This is a genomic window from Nocardia anocheti, assembly GCF_029675105.1.
In the GTDB taxonomy this organism is placed as follows: Bacteria; Actinomycetota; Actinomycetes; order Mycobacteriales; family Mycobacteriaceae; genus Nocardia.
Genome location: NZ_JAQQFV010000001.1, coordinates 383,748 through 398,778 on the forward strand (window position 1 = coordinate 383,748; position 15,031 = coordinate 398,778).

Sequence of the window (15,031 nt, forward strand, 5' to 3'; positions counted from 1 at the left end):
TGGCGGCAGGGGTCGCGAGTCATGTCCCTGCTGCTGACCATACGGATAACCCACGGATCCCCCTCGAACTCCCAACCCGGACTCGCCGAACTATACGGCCGTACCAGTCGTCAGTAGTACGGGTACGGCCCCTGGACGGGCTGGCGGCCCTCGCGGATCCAGCGGCCCGTCGAGCCCGCGGCGGCGAGGCAGAGGATGAGCAGGGCGAGGCCGCCGCCGATGGCGCTGCCGACGAGGGCGGGGCCGGGCTCGGCGCCGCTGTCGAGGGTGATGGCGGTGGAGATGCCGATGCCGACGAGGGCCAGGCTCGACAGGATGATCAGGATCGCGCGGCCCGCGGCCTTGCGGCGGAACAGCAGGATCGAGCCGACGAACCACAGCAGGCAGGCGCCGCCGCCGATGACGAGCGGAACCGCCATCGCGTCGGAGGCGGCCCCGTCGATCTCCGACATGGCGGCCATCGCGACCAGCACCGACACCCCGCCGAGCATGGACAGCGCCAGCGCCAGCAGGGCCGCGGTGATCGCGGTGCCGCCGCTGGCGCGCGGCTGCCCGTAGCCGGGCATGGGGCCGTACGGCGCGGCGCCGTAAACCGGTGCGCCGTAACCGTATTGGGGCCCGGGCGCCGCATAGGGCTGGGCGCCGTAGCCCGGTTGCGCGTAACCCTGTCCCGCGTACGGGTCGTAGCCCTGCTGTGGGCCGTACGGATACCCCATGGTGTCCCCCTCCTCGAAAGTCCTACGCCGACCTGCCGAAACTATACGGTCGGTTCGATCGTCGGGCGCGGGCGAGCGAGCGTGTAGTCCGCCGTCCACGGCAATACCGCGGGCAGCCCGACGAGCACGCCGAGCGCGACCGCCGACGCCGAGGCCGCCCAGCTGTGGTTCACGATCGCCGTCACCGCCCCGGGTACCCCACCGAAGCCGAGCACGATCGAGGCGAGCAGCGGCTCCGGCGCGAACCAGTGGATGCCGTATTCGGCGTCGTAGTCCACCAGCGTGGCCAGCAGTGCCAACACGCCGAGCGCCAGCTGCGTGCCCGCGGCCACGATCACCAGCCACCGGCCGGTCTCCTCGCGCCGGGCCAGCAGCAGCCCGCCGTACCCGAAGACGAAGGCCGCGGCCAGCGCGCCGAGCAGGGTGAACAGGGCCAGTGAGTCGTCGAGCAGGTCGGCGTCGCGCAGGAACGCGCGGGTCAGCACCGCCGCGCCGACCAGATTGGCTACCGCCGCCAGCGCCGCGAGGCTCACCGCGACGATCGCCGCGACCTCACCGGTTTTCGTGTTCGTCTCCCGCACGATCAAGACCGTATCCCGTGCCGCGTCACCGCGTGACGGTCCATCGCCGCGTCGGCTCGATCAGGCTGAGCACCAGGATCACCAGGTTGAGCCCGAGCCACCAGTCCAGCACACCCAGCCGCCACCCGTGTCCGGCGCCGTTGAGCACCACCACCAGCAGCGTCGCCGCGCTCATCGCCCCCGACACGCCGACCAGGATCCGCCGCCCGAGCAGCCGCCGCCGCAACAGCAGCACCGCCCCCAGCAGATACAGCACGCCGAGCCCGCCGATGATCCCCGCCGCCGTGTAGTCGAGCTCGACGCCCCGCCCGAACACCAGCATCCCGACCGCCGCCCCCGCGACGATCAGCCCGGCACACCCCACCAGCACGCCCAACCACCCGGCCACCAGCGCCGTCACCGCCCGCCGGGCCCGCCCGTCCTCCTGCTGATCCACACCTGCCCCCGTACTCGAACACCACCGCCGTCAGTTATACGGCGCAACCGCCGATCGAGCACGTCCCAGACCCGCCGCCCCGCGTCCGGGGCGACTGTCCGGACTCATTCCCCGCGCGACCGGCCCGCGACGTAGGCGCGGAAGGCTTCCAGGATGTAGTCGGCGGTGCCTTGTCCGTGGACGTCGTAGTTCTTGCGGAAACGCGGGTCGGCGACGTACATCTCGCCCAGGCCGAGGAGGTACTCGTCGGTGACGGGGCTGCCCTGAGTGCCCGCGCCGAGCCAGGCGACGTGGCGGGCGACGATGGACTGGACGGTCTCGCTGTCGACGGGGAGGGCCGCGGTGTGGGCCTTTCCGAAGTCGGCGGCGATGTCGCGCTGGGTCTGGAGGAAGGACTGCTTGTCGGCCTCGGTCAGCGAGCGCCACCAGCGGTCGCCGCTGACGTAGGCGTCCTCGCCCCAGCGTTCGATCACCTCGTCCCTGTACTGCGTGTGGTCGAAGCCGTCGAAGACCTCTGCGGCCATGAGGGGTTCACCTCTTTCTGTCTTGCGCAACGTGGTCGACACCGATTCGATCTGCCGCGCGATCCGATCCTGTTGCTGCCGAAGCAGTTCCAGGTGGGTGCGCAGCGCGTCGGCGGTGTGCTGTTCACCGGCGAGGACCTCGGCGATCACCGGAAGGCCGAGGCCGAGTTCGCGCAGCAGCAGGATGCGCTGCAGGCGAACCAGGGAGCTCTGGTCGTAGTAGCGGTAGCCGTTGGCGCCGATCCGGCTCGGCTCCAGCAGGCCGAGCTGCCCGTAGTGGCGCAGCGTGCGGCTGGTGGTGCCCGCGGCTTTCGCGAGCTCCTTGATGGCCCATTCACCCGCCATGACCAGCTCCTTGTTCGTCGGTGAGACCAGTCTGCGAGTTGACGCTACGTCAAGGTCAACCCCGATTCTCAGAACCCGATCTCGACCTCCACCGCGTCGCGTTCGGTGACCATCCGCCAGTACCGCGCGCCGAGTTCGGCGTTGTCGATGCGGGGCAGCACCAGCCCCTCGGGAATCAGCTCGGGATGCGCGTCGACCTCCCGCTGCGCCGCGCTGTCCTGGATCAGCGACCCGATCGCGAGCAGCCCGACGTAGACCCCGGTGCCCTCGACCTCGGCGGCCAGCTGCCGCACGAACGCCCGCTGCGCGCCCAGCGCGATGCCGACATTGGCCAGGTAGGGCTGTAGATGCCGCTCGGAGGCCCCCGAGGAGAACAGCAGCGCGCCGCTGCCGCGCTCGATCATCTCGGGCAGCAGTTCCCGGCTGAGCTGGATCGAGGAATACACCTTGAGCGCCAGCGGTACCTCCAGCGAGGCTCGGTCGGTCGCCCTGGTCGACTCGCTGCGCACCGACATGTGCGCCGCCGCGCCGTGCACCGCGACATCGATGGGCCCCAGCGCGTCCCGCACCCGCCCGACAACGTCGCTGAGCTGCGCGGGATCGGTGATATCGGCCGTGAACTGCTCGGCTTCGACACCCTCGGCGCGCAGGGCCGCCGCGCGCTCGGCCCCCGCCGCGGCGTCGCGACCGATCACCGCGACCCGAAAACCGTGGCGCCCGAACTCCCGTGCCGTTCCGGCGCCGAGGCCGGGGCCGTATCCGAAGATCGCGAGCGTGCTCATGACTACCTCACTAAGTTGAGTGTTGGTTCAAGTTATCCGCAACCTAGCACTAAGTTGAACCTATGCTCAAGATATTCCGCCGCGTCGATTTGTAGGATCGGCGAATGCCCGAGGACAAGCCGTTGCGCAGCGATGCCAAGCGCAATCGCGACGCGCTGGTCACCGCCGCCCGCGAACTCTTCGACGAACGCGGCCTCGACGCCCCGCTCAAGGACATCGCCACCCGCGCGGGCGTGGCCATCGGCACCCTCTACAACCGCTTCCCCACCCGCGACGACCTCATCGCCGCCGCCGTCGCCGACCGCGTCGAGGCGGGCACGCGCATCGCCGAGGAGGCGCTCGAGATCGGCGACCCCTGGGAGTCGTTCACCGTGCTCGTCGAGCGCATCTGCGCACTACAGGCCGGTGATCGCGTGCTCGGCGAACTCGCGCTGCGGCACCCGCCGAGCGAGGCGCTGGCGCGCGCCCGCGAGCACGGGCACGCCCTGATGCGCCGCATCGTCACCCGGGCGCAGGAGTCGGGCGCCCTGCGCGCGGACTGGACGCTCGAGGACATCGCCTTCATCACCTGGTCGCACACCAGCGTCGTCGCCGCGACCGCGCACGTCGCCCCCGACCTCTGGCGCCGCAACCTGGCCCTGATCCTGGATGGCCTGCGCGCGAAAGCCGCGCACCCCCTGCCGGTTCCGGCCCTCACCGAGGACCAGTTGATGCAGGCGATGCGCGACTGACGACGACTTCAGCGCGTGGCGAGCGCCGGAACCCTCGGCGCGGCGGGCGGTTCGGTCCGATCGGTGTCCGATTCACGTGAAACAGTCGTCGGTGCAGGGGTTTTCGGTGCGACCTGACCGAGCACCGTGCCCGCCAGTGCGATTCCGAGGCCGAGGATCTGCACCGCGGTGAGTGCCTGACCCAGCGCGATCCAGCCGATCACGGCAGCCGAGACCGGGCTCAGCAGGCCCAGGAAGGCGACCGAGGTGGCCGAGACCCGCGAGATCCCACGGAACCACAGCCAGTAGGCCAGCGCGGTGCCGATGACGCCGATGTAGAGGTAACCACCCGCGGCCCGCGCGTCGATGGCGGGCGGGGCGCCCTCGACCAGCACCGCCAGCGGCAGGATGAACAGGCCACCCGCGGTGAGCTGCCAGCCGGTCATCGCCAGCGGACCCACCCCCTCGGGACGGCCCCACTTCTGCGTCAGCACGGTGCCCGCCGCCATCGAGCCCGCGCCCGCCAATCCGGCCAGCACGCCGAGCAGGTCGAGCTCGGCATTGCCGCGCAACACCACCAGTGCGACACCGAACACGCCGATCAGACCCGCGATCAGCTTGCGGCGCGTCGGCACCTCGGCCAGCAGGACCGTCGCGAAACCGAGCGCGAACATCGGCGCCACCGCCGTGAGCACGCCCGCGACACCGCCGGGCAGGCGATAGGCCGCCAGGAACAGCAGCGGGAAGAAGACGCCGATATTGAGCGCGCCGAGGATCGCCACGCGGCCCAGCCAGCGACCGCGCGGAAATGCCCTGGTCAGCGCGAGCAGGACCAGACCGGCGGGCAGGGCGCGCAGCAGCGCGGTGAACAGCGGCCGGTCCGGCGGGAGGAATTCGGTGGTGACGGCGTAGGTGGAACCCCAGACGATCGGGGTGAGAGCGGTGAGCGCGAGGGTGCTCGCCGTGCCGGTGGAGCGGGGTGCGGTGGTCATGTTCACTCCTGATTGATAATCTCAACATTGAAATATCTACTCCCTGGCATAGCTCAGCGTCAAGTAGATGAACGTTGAAATATTCAACCGAGAGGGAACCGTCATGCGCGACGCCGTCGATCTGTTCACCGCGCAGTGGAAGGCCGAGCGGCCGGATGTGGACGTGTCACCGATGGCGGTGATCGGCCGGATCACCCGGCTCTCGCGCATCCTCGACCAGGAGCTCAAGCGCTTCTTCGCTGGTCACGGGCTGGAATTCTGGGAGTTCGACGTGCTCGCCACGCTGCGCCGCTCCGGCGGCGACAAGGGCCTCACCGCAGGCGCCCTCAACCGCGCCGCCATGGTCACCTCGGGCGCCATCACCAACCGCCTCGACCGCCTCGAAGCCAAGAACCTGGTCCGCCGCACCCCCTGCGCCGAGGACCGCCGCGCGGTCTACGTCCAGCTCACCCCCGAGGGCCGCACCCTCGTCGACCGCCTACTCCCCCTCCACATGGCCAACGAGCAACGCCTCCTGGCCTCCCTCGCCCCCGACGAACGCGCGCACCTCGCCGCACTACTGCGCACCCTGTCCCTCGGGCTCGACGACGCGGCCGTCGACTGACCTGACACGCCTCCCCGACGCGCCGAGGTCGGGGAGCGCGTCGGCGAGCACCACACCGCCCTGCGGACTAAAGCCGGGCAGAGCACCGGCGAGCACCACATCGCCCGGGGAAGGCAGCGACGGACTATGGCTCATCTGGCGCGACATCGCCCGATGCGTCTGAGCCCGGCACCGCATCATTCGGCGCGGCGACGCCAGGCACGGCAACGCCGGACTAGGCCTCACCTGGCACAGCATCGCCCGGCGCGCCGGGGCCGGGCAGGGCGTCGCCCGGCACCGCATCGTCCGGCGCCACATCGCCTGGCACCGCATCGCCCGGTGCCACATCGCCTGGCACCGCGTCGCTCGGCACGACACCACCGGGTGCGACCTCGCTCGGCGTACTTCCTTCCGGCGCAAGGGCTTCCGGGGCGGTTCCCGGTGACGCGCCGTTGGGGACAGCCCCTTCCGGCATCGTCAGGCGGGGCCGCTGGCCCGATCCCGACGACGGCAGTTGGTCGCCCGCGTCGGGGACGAGGGCGAGGAGGGTGGAGAAGTCGACCACCTGGGCGCCCAGGGTGGGCGTCGCGATGATGACGCCGTTGGTGTACATGCGGTAGGTGCCCGCCCGTTGCGGCAGCAGCATTTCCGGGCCGATGGGCGAACCGACGGCGCTGTCGGGGCCGCCGATGCGGCGGTAGGCGGTGTCGATGAGGCTCTCGCCCGCCAGCGCCTCGATGGTCGGATCGGGCAGGGTCGGGGTCGACGGGGTCGACGGAAGGGTCGGGTCGACCGGCGCCGGGGGGATGGGGGCGGTTTCGATGAGGTCGTCGGGGGCCGGGCCCACCTCGAAAGTCTGGATGTCGGCGGGGCGGCCGCCGTCGGGGGCGGCAGAGTACTCCGAGCGCAGGATGAGTCCGTCGCGCAGCAGCACGGTTCCGGTGGTGGCGGCGACGGCCTCGGTGGTGCGCGCGTCCTCGAGCACGGTGCCGGGATAGACCTGGCAGTCGGTGGTGTCGCAGGTCTGCGCGTAGGCGTAGCGGTCTTCGGCGAGGGCGTAGGAGCGGGCCGCGACGGCCTGGGCGCGCAGTGCCTCGAAGGCGCCCTGATCGGCCCAGTTGGCCTGCATCTCCGCTGGTAGCAGGCCCGCGAGGTAGTCGTCGAGGTCCACCTGGTTGACCGTGCGGTACGCGCCGTCCTCCATCGCCACGCCGAGCGCGCCGCGATAGCCGGTGCCGTTGCACAGCGTGAGGTGTTCCTCGGCGGGTCGGCCGACGCCCGCGTGCACCGGGTAGACGAACGGGTCGTCGGTGGCGGCCTGCCAGAGCACTTCGCCGTCGCAGCCCGCGGTCACCACCACGTTCGCGCCGCCGTCGGGCAGCGGCGTGAGATGCGCGGCTTCGTGTGGACCGATCGTGCGGCCCGCGACCTGCGCGCCCGCGGCGGCGTAGGTGTCAAGGGTGGCGTCGTCCTGGGCCTGTAGGCGCACGCCGATGGTGGTCTGCCCGATCTGTCCGAGTTCGGCGCCGGGGTAGTAGTGCGCGAGGATCTCCTCGGCCGTCCAGCCCTCTTGCGCGTTCTCGAACGCGCCGACCTGACTCATACCGCGCCCGTGACCAGCGCCGACAGTCGGCGTAACCTCCCCGGGCAGGATCTGCCACAGCCCCATCGCCGCGGCCAGCGCCAGCGCGGTGCCACCGGCCAGCAGTGGAAGGGGCACGGTCCGCAGTACCGGCACGCTACGACGCCGCGTTCCACGGGTGTTCCGGTTGATGAAGGTATCCGCTCTCATACTGTGCTCCCACGGTTCGACCGGCGGAGCTCGCGTCGGCATGTCGTCGTCGCCGAGCGGGATCCGAGGGCTACATTCGAGCAATCACATAATCCTCAAGTTGAGGTTTAGATGTGTGACATATGTTAACTAGTGTGGTGTGTGAGGCGATAGGAAGCAAGCATCACATGCCAGCGGAACACCAGGCGCCAGCCGCCACAGGCAAGGTTCGACCCTGATTGGAGTCGCACGTGCGATACCGAAAGCCGAAACGTTCCTATGTGCTCCCGGTCGTCACCACGCTCGCGGTCGCCGCACCGATCGGCGCGTTCGCACTGAGCGATTCGACCGACTACCGCAGTGCGAACGACGCCGAGGTCACCGCCGTCCCGGCCCAGCTCGCCGAGGTCGCGCTGACCTCCGCCCAGGACATCACCGTCCCGCTGCGCGAGTTGACCGGCCTCGACCTGCCCGATCTGCACCTCTCCGACCTGCAGATGCTGCCGCTGCCCACCTCGATCCCGGTCCCGCCGGGATTGCCGGTGCCGCCGGGCGTGGCGCTGCCGACCGAGATCCCGCTGCCGCCCCTCCCGTCGAAGGCGCAGCCGACCCCCACCCAGCAGCCCGCCGCGCCCGAGGCCGCGCCCAACGCCCGTCCCCCGGTGCCAAGCACCGCGGTCCCGACGGCCCCGATCGCCCCGCCGCCACCCGCCCCGGCGCCCGCGCCAGCCGCACCGGCGCCCGCTCCGGCACCCCCGGCGGCCGCCCCCGATGCCCAACCCGGCCCCGCCACGGCGCCGGAATCATCAACTCCCCCAGCACAATCCGCACCTCAGGCGCCCGCACCGGGAACGGCACCGAACCCGCAGGCCGCACCCGACACGGCCCCGCCGAACGCGCAGCCCCCCGCCGCGCCGAACGCGCAGGCCCCCGAGGCGCCCCCGGCCGCGCCGAACTCCCCGGCGTCAGAGCCTCCCGCCGGATCGGCACCGACGCAGAACCCGGCCGACGCCCCCGTCCAGCACCGCCCGTCCGGCATGAAGTTCATCGCCGACCCGGCGAACCTGGAACCCGGCACCACCCCGGAGACCCCGGCTCTCTCGCCGGGCGCGGTCGGCCCGGAGCTGATCGACGAGGTGGGCGCGCAGGTCAAGGAGATCACCCAGGACACCCCGTTCAGCATGGTCGCGGTGACCGCGCGCGATCTGGCCAACACCACCACCAAGCTGCGTGCCAAGCTCCAGGACGGGAACTGGGGCCCCTGGTACAACGCCGATCCGATCGACACCAGGGCCACCGACCAGACCCCCGCCGACGCGCCGACCGGCACCGAGCCGATCTACGTCGGCGAGACCACCGCGGTGCAGATGCTGGTGACCCGCAAGCCCACCGCGGGCCCGGACCACGACCCCGCGCACCTCACCGAGGCCGCGCTCAAGGCGGTACTGATCAACCCGGGCCGCGCCGCCATCGACGCCGCGCTCAACGACGTCGCCGCCGCGCTGCCCAATGGCGGACCCAAGGTGATCACCCGCGCGCAGTGGGGTGCCGACGAGTCGATCCGCTGCCAGGAGCCCACCTACGACGACGGCCTCGGCGGCCTGACCGTGCACCACACCGCGGGCCGCAACGACTACAGCCGGGCCGAGTCGGCGGGCATCGTCCGCGCGATCTACGCCTATCACGCGGAAACCCTGGGCTGGTGCGACATCGGCTACAACGCCCTGGTCGACCAGTACGGCCAGATCTTCGAGGGCCGCTACGGCGGCCTGGATCGCGACGTGCAGGGCGCGCACGCGGGCGGCTTCAACGAGAACACCGCCGGTGTCGCGCTGATGGGCAACTACGAGACCGAGTCGCCGAGCAACGAGTCGATCACCGCGATCGGCCGGTTCATCGGCTGGCGGGCCAAGCTGGCCGGGCTCAACCCCAAGGGCTACACCACCATGTACTCCGAGGGCACCGAGTTCACCCCGTACGGCCTGGGTGAGGAGGTGGACCTGCCGGTGGTGTTCGCGCACCGCGATGTCGGCAATACCGACTGCCCCGGTGACGCCGCCTACGCGATGATGGACCGCATCCGCGCGATCGCGGCGGGCAACACCACCTACAGCTCTCCGGCGACGCCGTATCGTCCGCCGAGCCAGGAGGCCCGCGCGCCCGAACCCGACCAGCAGGTGCAGGCCGCGCCGCAGGGCAATATGGCCGAGCTCGGCGCCCTGGTCGACAAGCTGCTCGGCCTGTCGTCGAGCAACGCGATCGCCCAGCACTGGGTCTCGCGGGGCGGGGTGAACGGGCCGCTCGGCGCGCCGAAGTCGGATCTGCTGGCGGGCTCGCAGGGCCGTCAGTACGCGAAGTTCGCCAACGGTTTCGTCTACTCCGGCGAGAACGACCAGGTCTTCGAGGTGGTCGGCGCGATTCTCGACCGCTATCTGAGCCTGGGCGCCGACTCCGGCGTGCTCGGCCTGCCGACCGGCAGTTCCTACCTGGTCCCCGACGGTCTGCGCACCGATTTCCAGAACGGTTCGCTGGTGCTCAACGAGCTCACCGGCATCGTCACCACCTTCTGGAAGACCTACGACGAGACCTACAAGTCGGAGATGAACGGCGCCAAGCCGCAACCGCCCGCCTCGGTGGTCCCGCCGACGACGACCGCCCCGGTCGTCCCGGCCCCCGCCGAACCCCAGGCGGCCACTCCGGCACCCGTCGACCCGCAGGTCCCCGCCGAGCCGCAGACCGGCACCGGCGAACCCGAACCGGCACCGGAACAACCCCCGGTGGCCCTGGAGCCCGCCCCGGCCGGTTGACACCCGACCATGGCGAAGAACGGCCGGTGCACCTCCTGGTGAGGGCACCGGCCGTTACGCGTTCACGACCACCAGCGCTCGAGCACCATCGCGACGCCGTGGTCGATATTGCTGCCGGTGACCTCGTCGGCGGCGGCGCGCGCCTCGGGATGGGCGTTGCCCATGGCGACACCGTGCCCGGCCATCGAGAGCATCGGCACGTCATTCGGCATGTCACCGAAGGCGACGATGCCGTGCTCGTCCACCCCGATCCGCCGCGCGACCTCGGCCAGCCCGGACGCCTTGGTCACTCCGGGCACCGAGAGTTCGATCAGCCCGTGCTCGGTGGAGTAGGTGATCTCGGCGCGGTCGCCGACCAGCGGGGCCAGCGCGGCGCGCATGTCCGAGGACCGCGCCGAACTGAGCCGCACCAGCATCTTGATGGCGGGGGTGTCGATCACCTCGGCGTGCGAGACCACGGTGTCGTCGGGGTTGAGCCAGGCGTGCTCGTAGGTCGGCGAGCTGACGAACTGCGGCGTCACCGCGTCGTGCGCGCTGGCCCCGACCCGCTCGGTGGCCAGCCCGCAGCCGGGTAGCGCGTGTTCGGCGAGGTCGGCCAGCCAGGCGAGGGTGGCCACGTCGAGGCTGTGTGAGGAGAGCACCCGGTCGGTGGCGCTGTCGTAGATGACGGCCCCGTTGCCGCAGACGGTGAGCGGGGCGTACCCGAGTTCGGCGACCACCGGGTCGATCCAGCGCGGCGGCCGACCGGTGGCCAGCACGAAGGTGGCGCCGTCGGAGACGAGCGCGCCGACAGCGGCCTTGGTGCGCGGCGAGACCTTGTCGGCGTCATCGATCAGAGTGCCGTCGACGTCGGTGGCCACCAGCTTCGGTTTCGGGTGCAGGGGCGTCATCCGTTCCATCCTGCCGCACGTCGCCACGCGGCGATTGCGTAGTTGTCCTTATGATCATGGCCTGAATACCCGATCCAGAGGGGACTGATGACCGGCTTCCTGTTGCGGCGCGCGCTGAACTACGTCGTGCTCCTGTTGCTGGCCTCGTTCCTGACGTTCAGCCTCGCCTCACTCACCTTCAACCCGCTCGACAGCCTCGAGCAGCGCAATCCGCGGCCGCCGCAGTCGGTGATCGACGCCAAGGCCGAGCAGTTGCATCTGGACGAACCGATCCCCCAGCGCTATCTCACCTGGCTGGGCGGCGTGGTGCAAGGGGATTTCGGGACCACGCTGGCCGGGCAGCCGGTGAGCGAGGAACTGGGCCGACGGGTCGCGGTGAGTCTGCGGCTGCTGATCCTGGGTTCGGTGATCGGCACCGTGCTCGGTGTGCTGATCGGCGCGGCGGGCGCCATCCGGCAGTACAGGTTCAGCGACTATTTCACGACGGTGCTCTCGCTGCTGATCATCTCCACCCCGGTCTTCCTGCTCGCGACGCTGCTGAAATACGGTGCGCTGCAGTTCAACACGGCCACCGGCACCCAGTTCTTCCTCTACACCGGCGAGACCTCGGCCAGCCAGATCAACGGCCTGTGGAACCAATTGGTCGACCGCGCACAGCATCTCGTGCTGCCGACGCTGGCCCTGGCCCTCTACGGCATGGCCGGTTACAGCCGCTACCAGCGCAACGCCATGCTCGACGTGCTGCAGAGCGATTTCATCCGCACCGCCCGCGCCAAGGGCCTGACCCGCAATCGCGCGCTCTACAAACACGGCCTGCGCACCGCGCTCATTCCCATGGCCACCCTGTTCGCCTACAGCCTGGGCGGGTTGATCACCGGCGCCACCTTCGTGGAGAAGATCTTCGGCTGGCACGGCGTCGGCGAATGGCTGGTGGACTCGATCAACGCCCAGGACCTGTACGTGGTGGTCACGGTGACGGCCTTCGCCGGTCTGGTGGTGCTGGTCTCGGGCCTGCTCTCCGATGTCGTCCTCGCTCTGCTCGACCCCAGGGTGCGTGTGTCGTGACCGAGACCGAACTGATCGCCGTCGGCGCGCCGGAGAACGCCGCGGCCGGGCGCCGCAAACTGGTCTGGCGCCGGTTCCTGCGCAACAAGCCCGCCGTGGTCGGCGCGGTGATCCTGCTGGTGCTGCTGATCGCGAGTTTCGCGCTGCCGCCGCTGCTGCCGTGGGACTACCAGCAGATGGACTACACCGCCCTGCTGAAGCCACCCAGCCTCGAACATCCCTTCGGCACCACCCAGATCGGCCAGGACGTGCTGGCCCAGACCATGCGCGGGTTGCAGAAATCGCTGGTCATCGGCTTCTGCGTGGCGCTGTTCTCCAGTGTCATCGCCGCGACGGCCGGTGCGGTGGCCGGGCTGCTCGGCGGCTGGACCGACCGCACCATCATGTGGTTCGTCGACCTGCTGCTGGTGGTGCCCAGTTTCATCATCATCGCGCTGTTCGCCCCGCGCACCAAGGGTTCCGGCTCGATCCTGATCCTGATCGTGCTGCTGAGCGTGTTCGGCTGGATGATCGCCGCGCGCATCGTGCGCGGTCTCACGCTGAGCCTGCGCGATCGCGAATTCGTCCGCGCCGCACGGTATATGGGCGCCCCGACGCGCACGATCATCCTCAGCCACATCGTCCCGAACATCGCCTCGATCCTGATCATCGACACCACGCTGGCCGTCGGCGCGGCGATCAGCGCCGAAACCGGCCTGAGCTTCCTCGGTTTCGGTGTGCAGCCGCCGGACGTGTCGCTGGGCTCGCTGATCGCGGCGGGCACCAAGTCGGCGATCACCTACCCGTGGCTGTTCCTGTTCGCCGGTGGGCTGCTGATCACGATCGTGTTGTGCGCCAACCTCGTCGGTGACGGGCTGCGTGACGCGTTCGATCCCGGGGCGCGGGGCGCGCGCAAGCTGCGCAAGGACAAGGCCGAACGCAAGGATCAGGCCCGGGTCGAGCTGAAGAAAGCCGAGAAGCGATGAGTACGTCGACCGCGCCGCTGCTCGAGGTGAGCGACCTGCGGGTCTCCTTTCCTGGTGAAGAGGGCCGGGTGGAGGCCGTGCGCGGGGTGAACTACACCGTCGCCGATGGTGAGGTCCTGGCGATCGTGGGCGAGTCCGGGTCGGGCAAGTCGGTGTCGTCGCTGGCGGTGATCGGACTGCTGCCCGAGCAGGCGCGCGTGCAGGGGTCGATCCGGTTGCGCGGGCGCGAGCTGCTCGGCCTGGGCGACAAGCAGATGTCGAAGCTGCGCGGGTCCTCGATCAGCATGGTCTTCCAGGACCCGCTCTCGGCGCTCACCCCGGTCTACCGGGTGGGCGATCAGGTGGCCGAGGCGCTGCTCGCGCACGGCGAGATGACCCGCAAAGACGCCGGTGAGCGCGCGATCGAGCTGCTCGACCTGGTCGGCATCCCCGACGCGCGACTGCGCTCGCGGTCCTTCCCGCACGAGTTCTCCGGCGGTATGCGCCAGCGCGTGGTGATCGCCATGGCCATCGCCAACGATCCGGCGCTGATCATCTGCGACGAGCCGACCACCGCGCTCGATGTCACCGTGCAGGCGCAGATCCTGGCCCTGCTGCGCAAGGCGCGCGATCTCACCGGCGCGGGCGTCATCATGATCACCCACGACATGGGCATCGCGGCCACCGTGGCCGACCGGGTGGCGGTGATGTACGCGGGCAAGGTGGTGGAGACCGCGCCCGTCGACGAACTGTTCCGCGCGCCCCGGATGCCCTACACCGTCGGCCTGCTCGGTTCGATCCCGCGCATGGACGGCCCGCCGCGCACCCCGCTCATCCCCATCCTCGGTTCCCCGCCCGCCATGCACGCGCTGCCGCCGGGTTGCTCGTTCGCGCCGCGCTGCCCGGTCTGCATCGATGACTGCGTGGCCGCCGAACCGCCGCTGGAGAAGGTGTCCCCCGGCCATTCGGTGGCCTGCATCCGCACCGCCGAGGTGGGCACCGCGCACTTGTTCGAGGCCTACCGCGCGGAGATCCCCGCGCCACCGAAACCCGACCGCGCCGACACCGAGGTGGTCTTGCGGGTCACCGATCTGGTGAAGACCTTCCCGCTCACCTCCGGTGTGCTGCTGCGCCGCCGCACCGGCGAGGTCCGCGCGGTCGACGGCATCAGCTTCGAGGTGCGCGCGGGCCGCACGCTGGCGCTGGTCGGCGAGTCCGGCTCCGGCAAGTCGACCACGTTGTCGCAGATCATGGACCTGGTGACGCCGCAGTCGGGCAGGATCGAGGTGCTCGGCAACGAGGTCGCCGCGCTCACCAAGGCGCGGGTGCGCGAGATCCGGCGCAAGATGCAGATCGTGTTCCAGGACCCCAGCGCCTCGCTCGACCCGCGCCTGCCGATCTTCGATGTGCTGGCGGAGCCGCTGCGCATCGACGGGCGTTCGCGCGAGGAGGTCAACCGGCGGGTGCCGGAGCTGTTGCGCCAGGTCGGGCTGCGGCCCGAGCACGCCGACCGCTACCCGTCGGACTTCTCCGGCGGCCAGAAACAGCGCATCAGCATCGCCCGCGCGCTCGCGCTGGACCCGCAGCTGCTGGTGCTCGACGAACCGGTCTCCTCGCTGGACGTCTCCATCCAGGCCGGGGTGCTGAATCTGCTGCGTGACCTGCAGGCCGAGCGCGGATTGTCGTACCTGTTCGTGTCCCACGACCTGTCGGTGGTGCGCAATCTGGCCCACGACATCGCGGTGATGCTGCGCGGCAAAATCGTCGAATCCGGCCCGGCCGAGGAGATCTTCGCGAATCCTCGGCACGAGTACACGCGCTCGCTGATCGCGGCCGTACCGGAACCCGTGGTCAGCGCCTGAGCCAGCCACCCCGATCTCCCAGG

At 70.4% G+C, this 15,031-nt stretch carries 14 protein-coding genes; 6 read left to right on the forward strand and 8 right to left on the reverse strand.

The features are described from left to right. Positions 1-110: 110 nt before the first annotated feature. The 5 genes from QC180_RS01890 to QC180_RS01910 form a co-directional block, all read right to left on the reverse strand. Positions 111-716, reverse strand: a complete 606-nt coding sequence (locus tag QC180_RS01890; protein WP_278260787.1) for a hypothetical protein — start codon at positions 714-716, stop codon at positions 111-113. A 41-nt stretch (positions 717-757) separates the two neighbouring features. Next, positions 758-1,297: a hypothetical protein gene (locus QC180_RS01895; protein WP_278260788.1), complete on the reverse strand. Its 540-nt coding sequence runs from the start codon at positions 1,295-1,297 to the stop codon at positions 758-760. Positions 1,298-1,322: 25 nt separating this feature from the next. Then, positions 1,323-1,733: a hypothetical protein gene (locus QC180_RS01900; RefSeq protein ID WP_278260789.1), complete on the reverse strand. Its 411-nt coding sequence runs from the start codon at positions 1,731-1,733 to the stop codon at positions 1,323-1,325. A 104-nt stretch (positions 1,734-1,837) separates the two neighbouring features. Beyond that, positions 1,838-2,602 (reverse strand): MerR family transcriptional regulator, encoded by a 765-nt coding sequence (locus QC180_RS01905; RefSeq protein ID WP_278260790.1) that lies wholly within the window; start codon positions 2,600-2,602, stop codon positions 1,838-1,840. Between the two features lie 68 nt (positions 2,603-2,670). Next, entirely contained in the window at positions 2,671-3,384 is a 714-nt protein-coding gene (locus QC180_RS01910; protein ID WP_278260791.1) for an SDR family NAD(P)-dependent oxidoreductase, read from the reverse strand. A gap of 104 nt (positions 3,385-3,488) precedes the next feature. Between QC180_RS01910 and QC180_RS01915 the strand changes: the two genes are divergently transcribed. After that, positions 3,489-4,115: a TetR/AcrR family transcriptional regulator gene (locus tag QC180_RS01915; protein ID WP_278260792.1), complete on the forward strand. Its 627-nt coding sequence runs from the start codon at positions 3,489-3,491 to the stop codon at positions 4,113-4,115. A gap of 8 nt (positions 4,116-4,123) precedes the next feature. On the opposite strand, the gene QC180_RS01920 is transcribed toward QC180_RS01915, so the two are convergent. Then, the gene (locus tag QC180_RS01920; protein WP_278260793.1) at positions 4,124-5,086 is read right to left on the reverse strand and encodes an EamA family transporter; all 963 of its coding nucleotides are present in this window, start codon (positions 5,084-5,086) and stop codon (positions 4,124-4,126) included. A 103-nt stretch (positions 5,087-5,189) separates the two neighbouring features. On the opposite strand from QC180_RS01920, the gene QC180_RS01925 reads away from it, so the two are divergent. Continuing rightward, positions 5,190-5,690, forward strand: a complete 501-nt coding sequence (locus QC180_RS01925) for a MarR family winged helix-turn-helix transcriptional regulator (protein ID WP_278260794.1) — start codon at positions 5,190-5,192, stop codon at positions 5,688-5,690. 214 nt (positions 5,691-5,904) lie between these two features. On the opposite strand, the gene QC180_RS01930 is transcribed toward QC180_RS01925, so the two are convergent. Then, a complete protein-coding gene (locus tag QC180_RS01930) occupies positions 5,905-7,407 on the reverse strand; it encodes a SpoIID/LytB domain-containing protein (protein WP_278260795.1) in 1,503 nt (500 codons plus the stop codon). A gap of 284 nt (positions 7,408-7,691) precedes the next feature. Between QC180_RS01930 and QC180_RS01935 the strand changes: the two genes are divergently transcribed. Next, positions 7,692-10,247: an N-acetylmuramoyl-L-alanine amidase gene (locus QC180_RS01935; protein ID WP_278260796.1), complete on the forward strand. Its 2,556-nt coding sequence runs from the start codon at positions 7,692-7,694 to the stop codon at positions 10,245-10,247. Between the two features lie 62 nt (positions 10,248-10,309). Here the strand turns inward: QC180_RS01935 and QC180_RS01940 are convergent, their stop codons facing one another. Continuing rightward, a complete protein-coding gene (locus QC180_RS01940) occupies positions 10,310-11,137 on the reverse strand; it encodes an HAD family hydrolase (RefSeq protein WP_474646374.1) in 828 nt (275 codons plus the stop codon). Positions 11,138-11,224: 87 nt separating this feature from the next. On the opposite strand from QC180_RS01940, the gene QC180_RS01945 reads away from it, so the two are divergent. The 3 genes from QC180_RS01945 to QC180_RS01955 are packed head-to-tail and all read left to right on the forward strand — an operon-like array spanning position 11,225 to position 15,008. Then, positions 11,225-12,202 carry an ABC transporter permease gene (locus QC180_RS01945; protein ID WP_278260798.1) on the forward strand — a complete coding sequence of 326 codons (978 nt, stop codon included), beginning with the start codon at positions 11,225-11,227 and terminating at the stop codon, positions 12,200-12,202. After that, positions 12,199-13,167 carry an ABC transporter permease gene (locus tag QC180_RS01950; RefSeq protein ID WP_278260799.1) on the forward strand — a complete coding sequence of 323 codons (969 nt, stop codon included), beginning with the start codon at positions 12,199-12,201 and terminating at the stop codon, positions 13,165-13,167. The genes QC180_RS01945 and QC180_RS01950 overlap by 4 nt, the downstream gene beginning before the upstream one ends. Further along, on the forward strand, positions 13,164-15,008 hold the full coding sequence (locus QC180_RS01955) for an ABC transporter ATP-binding protein (protein ID WP_278260800.1): 1,845 nt from the start codon (positions 13,164-13,166) through the stop codon (positions 15,006-15,008). The genes QC180_RS01950 and QC180_RS01955 overlap by 4 nt, the downstream gene beginning before the upstream one ends. The last annotated feature ends 23 nt before the right edge of the window (positions 15,009-15,031 follow it).